General features: G+C 63.9%; 10 protein-coding genes and 1 pseudogene. 8 read left to right on the top strand and 3 right to left on the bottom strand.

Annotation, left to right across the window (positions count from 1 at the left end):
* The 6 genes and pseudogenes from bglX to HP546_RS17640 form a co-directional block, all read left to right on the top strand.
* On the top strand, positions 1-1,598 hold a 1,598-nt coding region (bglX, locus tag HP546_RS17665), incomplete at its 5' end, for a beta-glucosidase BglX (protein WP_172227856.1).
* An 84-nt stretch (positions 1,599-1,682) separates the two neighbouring features.
* Positions 1,683-3,440 (top strand): ATP-binding protein, encoded by a 1,758-nt coding sequence (locus tag HP546_RS17660; RefSeq protein ID WP_172227854.1) that lies wholly within the window; start codon positions 1,683-1,685, stop codon positions 3,438-3,440.
* Positions 3,434-4,765, top strand: a complete 1,332-nt coding sequence (locus HP546_RS17655) for a sigma-54 dependent transcriptional regulator (RefSeq protein ID WP_172227852.1) — start codon at positions 3,434-3,436, stop codon at positions 4,763-4,765. Before HP546_RS17660 ends, HP546_RS17655 begins: the two co-directional genes overlap by 7 nt.
* Before the next feature lie 257 nt (positions 4,766-5,022).
* On the top strand, positions 5,023-6,342 hold the full coding sequence (locus tag HP546_RS17650) for an MFS transporter (RefSeq protein ID WP_172227850.1): 1,320 nt from the start codon (positions 5,023-5,025) through the stop codon (positions 6,340-6,342).
* Positions 6,343-6,794: 452 nt separating this feature from the next.
* Positions 6,795-7,040 (top strand): annotated as a pseudogene (locus HP546_RS17645) (hypothetical protein); the annotation flags it as partial.
* A gap of 121 nt (positions 7,041-7,161) precedes the next feature.
* Positions 7,162-7,767: a flavin reductase family protein gene (locus HP546_RS17640; protein WP_172227846.1), complete on the top strand. Its 606-nt coding sequence runs from the start codon at positions 7,162-7,164 to the stop codon at positions 7,765-7,767.
* On the opposite strand, the gene HP546_RS17635 is transcribed toward HP546_RS17640, so the two are convergent.
* Entirely contained in the window at positions 7,768-7,998 is a 231-nt protein-coding gene (locus HP546_RS17635; RefSeq protein WP_172227844.1) for a hypothetical protein, read from the bottom strand. It abuts the gene before it with no gap.
* Between the two features lie 108 nt (positions 7,999-8,106).
* Positions 8,107-8,400: a putative quinol monooxygenase gene (locus HP546_RS17630; protein ID WP_172227842.1), complete on the bottom strand. Its 294-nt coding sequence runs from the start codon at positions 8,398-8,400 to the stop codon at positions 8,107-8,109.
* A 202-nt stretch (positions 8,401-8,602) separates the two neighbouring features.
* Between HP546_RS17630 and HP546_RS17625 the strand changes: the two genes are divergently transcribed.
* Positions 8,603-9,523: an AraC family transcriptional regulator gene (locus HP546_RS17625; protein ID WP_172227840.1), complete on the top strand. Its 921-nt coding sequence runs from the start codon at positions 8,603-8,605 to the stop codon at positions 9,521-9,523.
* Between the two features lie 138 nt (positions 9,524-9,661).
* Here the strand turns inward: HP546_RS17625 and HP546_RS17620 are convergent, their stop codons facing one another.
* Complete coding sequence (locus HP546_RS17620) at positions 9,662-11,299, bottom strand: 5-guanidino-2-oxopentanoate decarboxylase (protein ID WP_172227838.1); 1,638 nt, start codon at positions 11,297-11,299, stop codon at positions 9,662-9,664.
* A 114-nt stretch (positions 11,300-11,413) separates the two neighbouring features.
* Here HP546_RS17620 and HP546_RS17615 point away from each other — a divergent pair.
* A partial coding sequence (locus HP546_RS17615; protein ID WP_172227836.1) for a LysR family transcriptional regulator occupies positions 11,414-11,833 on the top strand: 420 nt, incomplete at its 3' end.

The following is an 11,833-nucleotide window of genomic DNA, read 5'->3' as shown; positions in this document are numbered from 1 at the left end:
TGCCACCCTACCGCGCCGCGCTCGACGCCGGTGCTGGCGGGGTGATGGTGGCGCTGAACTCGATCAACGGCGTGCCGGCCACCTCCAACACCTGGCTGATGAACGACCTGCTGCGCAAGGAGTGGGGCTTCAAGGGCGTGACCATCAGCGACCATGGCGCCATCCAGGAGCTGATCCGCCACGGCGTTGCCCGTGACGGCCGTGAAGCTGCCAAGCTGGCGATCAGGGCCGGCATCGACATGAGCATGAACGACACCCTGTACGGTGAAGAGCTGCCCGGCTTGCTGAAGTCCGGCGAAGTGACCCAGGGTGAACTGGACCAGGCCGTGCGCGAGGTACTCGGCGCCAAGTACGACATGGGTCTGTTCAAGGACCCGTACGTGCGCATCGCCAAGGCCGAAGACGACCTGAAAGACTACTACGGCAACGACCGCCTGCACCGCGATGCCGCGCGTGACGTGGCACGCCGCAGCCTGGTACTGCTGGAAAACCACAAGCAGACCTTGCCGTTGAAAAAGGCCGGCACCATCGCCCTGGTCGGCCCATTGGCCGATGCCCCGATCGACATGATGGGCAGCTGGGCCGCCGACGGCAAACCGGTGCATTCGGTGACCGTGCGCGAAGGCTTGCGCCGTGCCGTCGAAGGCAAGGCCAAGCTGGTCTATGCCAAGGGTTCCAACGTCACCGGCGACAAGGCGATGTTCGACTACCTGAACTTCCTCAACTTCGATGCCCCGGAAATCGTCGACGACCCGCGCCCGCCTGCGGTGCTGATCGACGAGGCGGTCAAGGCGGCGGAGCAGTCCGACGTGGTGGTGGCAGTGGTCGGCGAATCCCGCGGCATGTCCCACGAATCGTCCAGCCGCACCACCCTGGAGATCCCGGCCAGCCAGCGTGAACTCATCAAGGCCCTGAAGGCCACCGGCAAACCGCTGGTGCTGGTGTTGATGAACGGCCGGCCGCTGTCGATCGGCTGGGAGCGCGAGCAGGCTGACGCCATCCTCGAAACCTGGTTCGCCGGCACCGAGGGCGGCAACGCCATCGCCGACGTGCTGTTCGGTGACTACAACCCGTCCGGCAAGCTGGCCATTACCTTCCCGCGTTCGGTCGGGCAGATCCCGATGTACTACAACCACACCCGTATCGGTCGGCCGTTCACCCCAGGCAAGCCGGGCAACTACACCTCGCAGTACTTCGAGGAGCCCAACGGCCCGCTGTACCCGTTCGGTTATGGCCTGAGCTACAGCAGCTTCGAGCTGTCGGGCCTGGCCCTCTCGAGCAAGGACCTGAAGCGCGGCGACACGCTGCAGGCCAAGGTGACGGTGAAGAACACCGGCAAGCGGGACGGCGAGACCGTGGTGCAGCTGTACCTGCAGGATGTGTCGGCCTCCATGAGCCGCCCGGTGAAGGAGCTCAAGAACTTCCAGAAGCTGATGCTCAAGCCGGGTGAGTCACGGACTTTGACCTTCAGCATCAGCGAAGAAGACCTGAAGTTCTACAATGGCCAACTGCAACGGGTTGCCGAGCCTGGCGAGTTCAACGTCCAGGTGGGCCTGGATTCGCAGGCGGTGCAGCAGCAGAGTTTTGAATTGCTGTAACTGATCGGCCGCTTGTACTGGCCCTTTCGCGGGCTTGCCCGCGAAGGGGCCGGTCCCGATATTCCAATCATCCGGATCCGCCCCATGCCCTTTTCCTTTCGCGCCCTGCGTCTGGGGCTGATCACCCTGCTGATCGCGCTGGGTACCGCCCTGAGCGCCGGCTGGGCCATGCACCAGGCCAAGCGCCAGGCCATGGAAGACGACGCCCGGCGTGCCAGCCAGCAACTGGGGCTGTATGCCAACGCCCTGCACACCCTGATCGACCGCTACCGCGCCCTGCCCGCCGTACTGGCGCTGGACCCGGAACTGATCGCCGCCCTGCGCGGCCCGGTCAGCGAAGCGGTGCAGGACGCCCTGAACCGCAAGCTTGAGCGCATCAATGGCGCCGCCAATTCCTCCACCCTCGAACTGCTCGACCGCACTGGCCTGGCGATTGCCGCCAGCAATTGGCGACTGCCCAGCAGCTACGTCGGCTCCAACTACGGCTTTCGCCCGTACTTCAAGCAAACCCGTAGCCAGGGCAGTGGCCGCTTCTATGCCGTGGGCGTGACCAGCGGCGTGCCGGGCTACTTCCTCGCCAGCGCGGTGAATGATGAGCAGGGCCGCTTCCTCGGTGCCATGGTGGTCAAGCTGGAGTTCCCCGAACTGGAGCGCGAGTGGCGCCAAGGCAGCGATATCCTGCTGGTCAGCGACGCCCGCGGCATCACCTTCATCGCCAACCAGGATGGCTGGCGCTACCGCGAGCTCAAACCGCTCAGCAGTGCCGACCGCGCCGAGCTGGCTGAAACCCGGCAATACGACAAGCAACCCCTGGTGCCCTTGCAACACCAGGTGCTGACCCGTTTTGCCGAAAACAGCCACCTCAGCCGTGTGCAGGGCCCGCAAGGCAGCACCGAATACCTGTGGGAAAGCCTGCCGCTGCCTGGCGAGGCCTGGACCCTGCACCTGTTGCGTAAACCGCAGGTCGCCGCCAGTGGCCGCAATGCCGCCCTGGGGGCTGCCGCAGTGTGGCTGAGCCTGGTGTTTGCCGCGCTGTTCGTTAGCCAGCGCCTGCGCCTGGCGCGCCTGCGGCAACGCAACCGGGAAGAACTCAAACGCCAGGTCGAGGAGCGCACCCGCGAGCTGCGCACCGCTCAGGAGGGCCTGGTGCAATCGGCCAAGCTGGCGGCGCTCGGGCAGATGTCGGCGGCCATGGCCCATGAAATCAACCAGCCGCTGACCACCCAGCGCATGCAGCTCGAAACCCTGCGGCTGCTGCTCGACCATGGCCGTCATGACGAAGCACGTCAGGCGCTGGAACCGCTGGAGCAGATGCTGACGCGCATGGCCGCGCTCACCAGCCATCTGAAGACCTTCGCCCGCAATAGCCCAGTGGGCCTGCGCGAGCGGCTGGACCTGGCCACCGTGGTCGACCAGGCCTTGCACTTGCTGGAGGCACGCATTCGCAGCGAACAAGTTGAGGTAGCCCTGTACCTGGCCCGCCCTGCCTGGGTGCGCGGCGATGCCATCCGCCTGGAACAGGTGCTGATCAACCTGCTGCGCAACGCGCTCGACGCCATGGCCGACAAGCGTTACAAACGCCTGGAGATGCGCATCGAGCGCGATGGCGAACTGTGGCGCCTGAGTGTGCTCGACTCCGGTGGCGGCATTGCCGAAGCCGACCTGACCAAGGTCTTTGACCCGTTTTTCACCACCAAGCCGGTGGGCGAAGGCCTGGGGCTTGGCCTGGCGATCTCCTACGGGATCGTCCACGAGGCCGGTGGCCAGCTGCTGGCCGAAAACTTGCCCGGCGGTGCTCGCTTCAGCCTGACCCTGCCCCGAGACCTGGAGCCTGTATGTTGAATTCAGTGATCGTTGTCGATGATGAAGCCAGTATCCGCAGCGCGGTCGAACAGTGGCTAAGTCTGTCCGGCTTCAGCGTGCAGTTGTTCGCGCGCGCCGATGAATGCCTGGCCCACCTGCCCGCGCACTTTCCCGGAGTAATCATCAGCGATGTGCGCATGCCCGGCATGGATGGCCTGCAATTGCTCGAGCGCCTGCAGGCGGACGACCCCGACCTGCCGGTAATCCTGCTGACCGGCCACGGCGACGTGCCCATGGCTGTGGAGGCCATGCGCAGCGGGGCCTATGACTTCCTGGAAAAGCCCTTTACCCCGCAGCACCTGCTCGGCAGCCTGCGCCGTGCCCTGGAAAAGCGCCAGCTGGTGCTGGAAAACCGCCGGTTGCACGAACAGGCGGACCTCAAGTCACGCCTGGAGGACACGCTGCTGGGCATGTCGCAAGGCCTGCAAGCCCTGCGCCGGCAAGTGCTGGACCTGGCCAGCCTGCCGGTCAATGTGCTGATCCGTGGCGAAACCGGCAGTGGCAAGGAGCGGGTAGCCCGCTGCCTGCACGATTTTGGCCCTCGCGCCGGCAAGCCTTTTGTCGCCCTCAACTGCGCGGCAATCCCCGAGTCACTGTTCGAGGCCGAGCTTTTTGGCCATGAAAGCGGCGCCTTCACCGGTGCCCAGGGCAAGCGTATCGGCAAGCTGGAGTATGCCAACGGCGGCACGGTGTTCCTCGACGAGATCGAAAGCATGCCACTGGCCCAGCAGGCCAAGCTGTTGCGGGTCATACAGGAGCAGAAGCTGGAGCGCCTTGGGGCCAACCAGAGCATCAGCGTCGACCTGCGCATCATTGCCGCAACCAAGCCAGACCTGCTTGAAGAGGCCCGGGCCGGGCGTTTTCGTGAGGACCTCGCCTACCGGCTGAACGTAGCTGAACTGCGCCTGGCGCCCTTGCGCGAGCGGCGTGAAGACATCCCGCTGCTGTTCCAGCACTTTGCCCGGGCTGCTGGCGAAAAGCTTGGCCGTGTGGCGCCGCCGCTGTCGGGCGCTCAGCTGGCACAGCTACTGTCGCATGACTGGCCGGGCAATGTACGTGAGCTGGCCAATGCGGCAGAGCGGCATGCGCTGGGGTTGGGTGCGCCGAACATCGAAGTGGCCCCGGCCGGGCGGTCGCTGGGCGAACAGATCGAAGCGTTCGAGGCGCAGTGCCTGCGTGCGGCGTTGCGCCAGCATGGGGGCGAGATCAAGGCGGTGATGGAAACGTTGCAGCTGCCACGGCGTACGCTGAACGAAAAGATGCAGCGGCATGGGTTGGTGCGCGAGGATTTTATCGGGCGGTAATGAGCGGAAATCCGCTTATTGGGTGCGTACAGCAAGCGGAATTCCGCTTATTGCTTCGAGATTTTGGGGCTGCTTTGCAGCCCACGCCACACAAGGCCGCTCCTGCAGGGACAGCGCCGGCCTGCTTATTACGGGGTTCACTTGGGGTTGAATGCCCCCGAATGAATCACCACGCACCCATTTGGCACACCTTCTGCAATGGCCTTGGCAAGCTGCGCCACGGCGCGCTCCACAAAAACAACGAGAAGGTATCCCTGATGGATAACGCCACCTCCCTGCCCGCCGGGGCGGCCACCGCGCCTGCCGCAGAAAAAACCACCGCCAGCCGCCTGAAGTCGATCTTCAGCGGGTCCATCGGCAACATGGTGGAATGGTACGACTGGTACGTCTACGCCGCATTCTCGCTGTACTTCGCCAAGGCCTTCTTCCCGGCCGGCGATTCCACCGCACAACTGCTCAATACCGCTGCGATCTTTGCCGTCGGCTTCCTCATGCGCCCGATCGGTGGCTGGCTGATGGGCCTGTACGCCGACCGCAAAGGCCGCAAGGCCGCGCTGATGGCTTCGGTGCTGCTGATGTGCGCAGGTTCGCTGGTCATCGCCCTGACCCCGGGTTATGAAACCATCGGCGTGGCCGCCCCGATCCTGCTGGTCTTCGCACGCCTGCTGCAAGGGCTGTCGGTGGGTGGCGAATACGGCACTTCGGCCACCTACCTGAGCGAAATGGCCAGCAAGGAACGCCGTGGCTTCTTCTCCAGCTTCCAGTACGTGACCCTGATCTCCGGCCAGCTCATCGCCCTGGCGGTGCTGATCGTCCTGCAACAGACCCTCACCACCGAGCAGCTGTATGCCTGGGGCTGGCGCGTGCCGTTCGTGATCGGTGCCCTGTGCGCCGTGGTTGCCCTGTACCTGCGTCGCGGCATGGAAGAAACCGCCTCCTTCAGCAAGAAGGAAAAGGCCAAGGAAAGCCTGATGCGCACCCTGATGCGCCACCCCAAGGAGCTGATGACCGTGGTCGGCCTGACCATGGGCGGCACCCTGGCCTTCTACACCTACACCACTTACATGCAGAAGTACCTGGTCAACACCGTGGGCATGAGCATCAGCGACTCGACCACCATCTCGGCCGCCACGCTGTTCCTGTTCATGTGCCTGCAGCCGGTGATCGGCGGCCTGTCCGACAAGATCGGCCGACGCCCTATCCTGATCGCCTTCGGTGTGCTCGGCACCTTGTTCACCGTGCCGATCCTGAGCACGCTGCACACCATCCAGACCTGGTGGGGCGCGTTCTTCCTGATCATGGCGGCGCTGATCATCGTCAGCGGTTACACCTCGATCAACGCCGTGGTCAAAGCCGAGCTGTTCCCTACCGAAATTCGCGCACTGGGCGTGGGCCTGCCCTACGCGCTGACCGTGTCGATCTTCGGCGGCACTGCCGAGTACATAGCCCTGTGGTTCAAGAGCGTTGGCATGGAAAGCGGCTTCTACTGGTACGTCACCGCCTGCATCGCCTGCTCGCTGCTGGTTTACGCGACCATGAAGGACACCAAGCAGCACTCGCGGATTACTACTGACTGATGCTGGAGTTGCAAGACTGAAGGGGCGCTCCATCGCATGGGGCGCCCTTTTTTCATGATGCAAACGGGACAGTGAGCCAGTCGCCATCCCTATTCGTGGGGCTTGGTCAGGAAGTCGCCGAACGTGGCGCCGAAGGGGCGATGGTGCTGAGCAGCGCCTGAAAAATCGGTTGGTGATTGATGAAAAATACGTACATCGGCCTCGGCCGTCAGGTTTTTCCTTCTTAACGCCCCATTAATTCCACACCATCAAGCTGCATTGGCTGGCAGAACGCTGCCCGCAACTGCGGACGCTTCCAGAGTCAGGCCGCTGTCCAATCCACCGGACCCGCACCTCAACATATCGATTTATTGGATCTTAAAGTGCATATTTTTGCGCTTTTTAATCAATTTAATCGGAGTAGCATTAAACCCATGGAAACAAACAACTTCATCCACCCCGGAGCAACGACCATGAAAAACAAACTTATCCTGACCTTGGCCCTTTCGGTTTTCGCTCCTGGCGCCTTCGCTGAAGATGGCTTTGACCGCACCGACGCCCACACCTTCGCCACAGCCCAGAGCCAATCCGCCAGCTACGCTGAAGACGGTTTCGACCGCACCGGCGGCCAACGCTTTGCCGAAGACGGTTTCGACCGCACCGGCGGCCAACGTTTTGCCGAAGACGGTTTCGACCGCACCGGCGGCCACCGCATCAGCTGATCCCTGATGCGAGCGCCCAGCCCGGCTTTTGCCGGGCTTGATCATTTTCAGCCGGGCACAGGCTTGGCACACTAGGCGCCTTGTCCACCAGGAGGTAGGGCCAACAAGCCCAGCACAGATGTATTACTACGAACCCGCCAAAGGCCACGGCCTGCCCCACGACCCGTTCAACGCCATCGTCGGCCCCCGCCCTATCGGCTGGATCTCCTCACAGGACCGCGAAGGCCGCCTGAATCTGGCGCCTTACAGCTTCTTCAACGCCTTCAACTACATCCCGCCGATCATCGGTTTCTGCAGTGTCGGGCGCAAAGACAGCCTGAACAACATCGAGCAGACCGGCGAATTCGTCTGGAACCTGGCCACCCGTCCACTGGCGGAGCAGATGAACCAGAGCTGCGCGCCGGTTGCTGCCGAAGTGAACGAGTTCGAATTGAGCGGCCTCAGCGCAGCGCCATCGCGCATCGTCAAGGTGCCGCGTGTGGGCGAAACGCCGGTAGCCTTCGAGTGCAAGGTCAGCCAGATCGTGCAGCTCAAGCGGGCCGACCAGGCGCTGGTGCCCAGCTGGCTGATCCTGGGTGAAGTGGTGGCGGTGCACATTGCCGAGCACCTGCTGAACAACGGCATCTACGATACCGCTGCCGCCGAACCGATCCTGCGAGGCGGTGGCCCGGCGGACTATTTCGAGCTGGGCAACCTGTTCAAGATGGCCCGGCCGCCGGCCTGATCACCAGACCAGCTCACCCTCTTCGCTGACGCCCTGCAGGCGTTGCAGCTCGGCGGTGGCCGCTTCGTCGGCGGCCACGGCGCCCTTGAACACCTGCCCATCGAGCACCTTGTGGAAGCGCGGTGCGCCGCCTGCCAAAGCCTTGACCGCGATGGCCGCGTTGTAGCCGCCACCGTCCACCGGCACCATCGCCGAAACCGCTTCGAATTGCGGGAATTCCCTACGTGCCATGTTGCTGTCCGCTTCGTTGATCAATTTGCGGCATATTACTCCATTCAGCACCTGCGCCGAACCTGTGGGAGCTGGCTTGCCGGCGATAGGGCCAGTACAGGCAATACATCAATCAAAGGTATGCAGATCCAGGCTGCTGACCACCTGCGCCTGCACCAGCTCACCAAACACCTCCAGCGTCGGCGAAGCGAAGTATCCACTCATCGCCTGCTGGTCCTGCCAGCTTCCGCTGAGCAACCACAAGTCCGCATCCGCCTGCGATCGCTGCACGGTAAAACTCAGGCAACCTGGTGCACGCAACGAGGGCTCGAGCAGGTCACGCAGGCGCGCGCCCAGCTCCGCCGAGCGCCCGCTGCTGGCACGGATGAAAGCAAGGTGGGTGACCGGTTGTTGTAGGGTCATTGCACAATCTCCTTGAAGCCAGCGGACGGATAAACCAGGGTGCCAAGGTTAGGGGCTCGAGCGCGAGGCGCGTTAGGCCATTACTGCACGCCGATTGCCTGATCCTGCAGCGCGGCAGGATCAGGCAATCGAGCTGCAGCTTTCGACTAGCTCCCGACACGGCGCAAACATATGCTGCGTGGGTCATCAGAGGAACGCCAACATGACCACCGCCACCTCCACCGAGACGTCCCTGGAGCTGCAGCGCCAGGAGCTTGCCGAGCTGATCCGTCGCCACGCCGGCGATCCCCATGGCCCGGCTTCGGCCATCGATGACCTGTACCTGGTGCGCTATACCGAAAACGTGCGCTCGGTACCAACCTTTGCCCAACCGGCGCTGTGCATTCTGGCCCAAGGCAGCAAAAGCCTGTTTCTCGGCGACGAGCAGTACGCCTATGACCCGCTGCACTACATGGTGGTATCGGTGACCCTGCCGCTGAGCGCCGTGAAGCTCGACGCCAGCCCCGAGAACCCCTGCCTTGGCGTGCGCCTGGACCTGGACCCTGCCGAGATCAGCCAGCTGATCGCCGAGAGCGGGCCGATGCTGGTGCCCAACCGCCCCTCGGGCCGAGGCCTGTATGTGGAAAAAACCGATGCCGCGTTGCTCGATGCCCTACTGCGGCTGATCCGCCTGCTGGAGACTCCGCGCGACATCGGTATGCTGGCGCCGCTGATCCGTCGTGAGATTCTCTACCGCCTGCTGCGTGGGCCGCAGGGTCATCGGCTGTATGAAATTGCCTTGGCCAATAGCCAGACGCACAGGGTTTGCCAGGCCATCAGCTGGCTCAACCAAAACTACCAGTTGCCCCTGCGCATCGAGGATCTTGCCCGGGAAGTGAACCTGAGCACCTCGACCTTGCACCACAGGTTCAAGGCGGTGACCTCCATGAGCCCGTTGCAGTATCAGAAACAGCTGCGCCTGCAGGAGGCGCGGCGGCTGATGCTCAATGACGGGCTTGAGGCGGCAGTGGCCGCCTACCGGGTGGGCTATGAAAGCCCGTCGCAGTTCAGCCGCGAATACAGCCGGCTGTATGGCGCACCGCCGATTCGCGATGTGGCCAGGTTGCGGGCTACCGCTGGGTGAAGCTCATGGTGGCTGTACCGGCCCTATCGCCGGCAAGCCTGCTTCCACAGGGATCGCATCAACCTGGCGGCATGCGCTGTACCTGTGGGAGCTGGCTTGCCGGCGATTGGGCCAGCACCAGCAATCCAGGATCAAAGTTCAACCAATGACCGTGTCCTGCCACTGATTCTGGTCCACCTGGATCAAGGTCGGCCCCTTGCGCTCTACCGCCTGCCCCAGCGCCGCCTGCAGTTGCGCCACATCCGCAACGTTTTCTGCCGCAGCCCCCAACGCCCGCGCCACACCGATGAAGTCCGGGGTATGAATATCCACCCCGACCGGCTCGATAGCGCGGTTGACCATGTACTTCTTGATCTCCTCGTACCCCTGGTTATTCCACAGCAGCACGACCAGCGGCACCTGTGCCTCCACCGCACTGGCCAGTTCCGGCAGGGTGAACTGCAAACCGCCATCGCCAATCAGGCACACCGCAGGCGCCCGCTCGCCGGCCTGCTGCGCGCTGCCCAGCCAGGCGCCCATGGCCGCTGGCAGGGCGTAGCCCAGGGTGCCGTAGCCAGTCGAGGCATTGAACCAGCGCCGTGGCTGGTCCATGTCCACGGTCAGGTTGCCGGTGTACACCGGCTGAGTAGAGTCGCCCACCAGAATCGCATTGGGCAGGCGTTCGAGAATCGCCTTCAGCAAACGCGTCTGGCTCAGGGTTGGCTGATCCCAACCTTCTGCCAGCACCTGGCGCAGGTTGGCCACCCGGGTCACACCCCAAGTGCTTTCACGCACGGGCTGCGGCTGGGCCTGCAAGGCGCCGAGCAGTGCTTCGGCCGCCAGCTCGGCATCGGCCACCAGCGCTAGCTCTGGCAAGTAATTGCGCACGGTCTGGTCCGGGTCGATGTCGATGCGCAGCAGGCTGCCCGGAATCTCGAAACCACCTTTGAAGGTCACGTCATAGTCGGTTTCGGCAAGCTCGGTACCGATTGCCAGCACTACGTCGGCCTCAGCCACCAGGGCACGCGTGGCCGGGAGCGACTGGGTAGAGCCGATCTGCAGCGGGTGGCTGGCCGGCAGCAAACCCTTGGCATTGATTGTCAGCGCCACCGGGGCCTGCAGGTGTTCGGCCAGGCGCGCCAGCGCAGCCCCGGCAGCCAGCGCCCCGCCGCCCGCCAGGATCAATGGCCGCTTCGCCCGGGCCAGCCGCGCGGCCATCTGCGCCACGGCCTGCGGTGCGGCGCCCGCCCGGCTGCCACGCACCGGGCGGCCCGGCAGCAGCTGGTCGGCGGGTTCCACCAGCACATCCAGCGGGATCTCGATATGCACCGGGCGCGGCCGGGCACTGTCGAACACGGCAAAGGCCCGGGCCAGCACCTGCGGCAGGTCCGCCGCACTCATCAAGGTGTGGGAAAACGCGGCCACACCCGCTACCAGCGCCGCCTGGTTCGGCAGCTCGTGCAGCTTGCCACGGCCGCCGCCCAGCTGATCACGGGACTGCACACTGGAGATCACCAGCATCGGGATCGAGTCGGCATAGGCCTGGCCCATGGCGGTGGTGATATTGGTCATTCCCGGGCCGGTGATGATAAAACACACCCCGGGTTTGCCACGGGTGCGCGCATAGCCGTCGGCCATGAACCCCGCGCCCTGCTCATGGCGCGGCGTGACATGACGAATGGACGAGCCCGCCAGGCCACGGTAAAGCTCCACGGTGTGTACACCGGGGATGCCGAAGACATGGTCAACGCCATAGCCTTCAAGGAGTTTTACCAGTACTTCGCCGCACGTTGCCATCGGGGTTCACCATGTATCTTGTTGGGTTGAGCCCTTATTGGACCCAAGCGGTGGCTATGCCCACAATGCAAAAAAACACATACTAGCCATGTCCTGTAATCATGGCTTAGCGCAATGAAACGCCTCCCGCCCCTGCCCGCCCTCCACACATTTCTGGTCACCGCCCAGCACTGCAACTTCACCCGTGCCGGGCAACAGCTGCACATCACCCAAGGCGCGGTGAGCCGCCAGATCGCCGCCCTTGAGCAGCACCTGGGCTATGCCTTGTTCCAGCGCGAGGCCCGTGGCTTGAGCCTGACCCGTGAAGGCCAGGACTGGTTGCCACGGGTGCAGCAGGTGTTCGCGCTGATCGAACAAGGGGTGCACGAAGTGGGTGGGCGCCGCGCGACCTTGCAACTCAAGGCGCCGACCTGCGTGATGCGCTGGCTGCTGCCGCGCCTGATGGAATGGCAGGCACTGCGCCCGGATGTGCCGGTGGAACTGACCACCACCGTGCAGCATGGGGTTGATTTTCGTCGGGAAGGCTTCGATGCC

This window comes from Pseudomonas sp. CM25, from assembly GCF_013179705.1.
Taxonomy (GTDB): Bacteria; Pseudomonadota; Gammaproteobacteria; order Pseudomonadales; family Pseudomonadaceae; genus Aquipseudomonas.
This window is presented reverse-complemented; position numbering and strand designations above follow the sequence as displayed.

Excerpts from the sequence above, each read along its gene's own strand:
- HP546_RS17660 (WP_172227854.1), top strand. The coding sequence starts at position 1,683 with ATGCCCTTTTCCTTTCGCGCCCTGCGTCTGGGGCTGATCACCCTGCTG.
- HP546_RS17655 (WP_172227852.1), top strand. The coding sequence starts at position 3,434 with ATGTTGAATTCAGTGATCGTTGTCGATGATGAAGCCAGTATCCGCAGC.
- HP546_RS17650 (WP_172227850.1), top strand. The coding sequence starts at position 5,023 with ATGGATAACGCCACCTCCCTGCCCGCCGGGGCGGCCACCGCGCCTGCC.
- HP546_RS17640 (WP_172227846.1), top strand. The coding sequence starts at position 7,162 with ATGTATTACTACGAACCCGCCAAAGGCCACGGCCTGCCCCACGACCCG.
- HP546_RS17635 (WP_172227844.1), bottom strand. The coding sequence starts at position 7,998 with ATGGCACGTAGGGAATTCCCGCAATTCGAAGCGGTTTCGGCGATGGTG.
- HP546_RS17630 (WP_172227842.1), bottom strand. The coding sequence starts at position 8,400 with ATGACCCTACAACAACCGGTCACCCACCTTGCTTTCATCCGTGCCAGC.
- HP546_RS17625 (WP_172227840.1), top strand. The coding sequence starts at position 8,603 with ATGACCACCGCCACCTCCACCGAGACGTCCCTGGAGCTGCAGCGCCAG.
- HP546_RS17620 (WP_172227838.1), bottom strand. The coding sequence starts at position 11,299 with ATGGCAACGTGCGGCGAAGTACTGGTAAAACTCCTTGAAGGCTATGGC.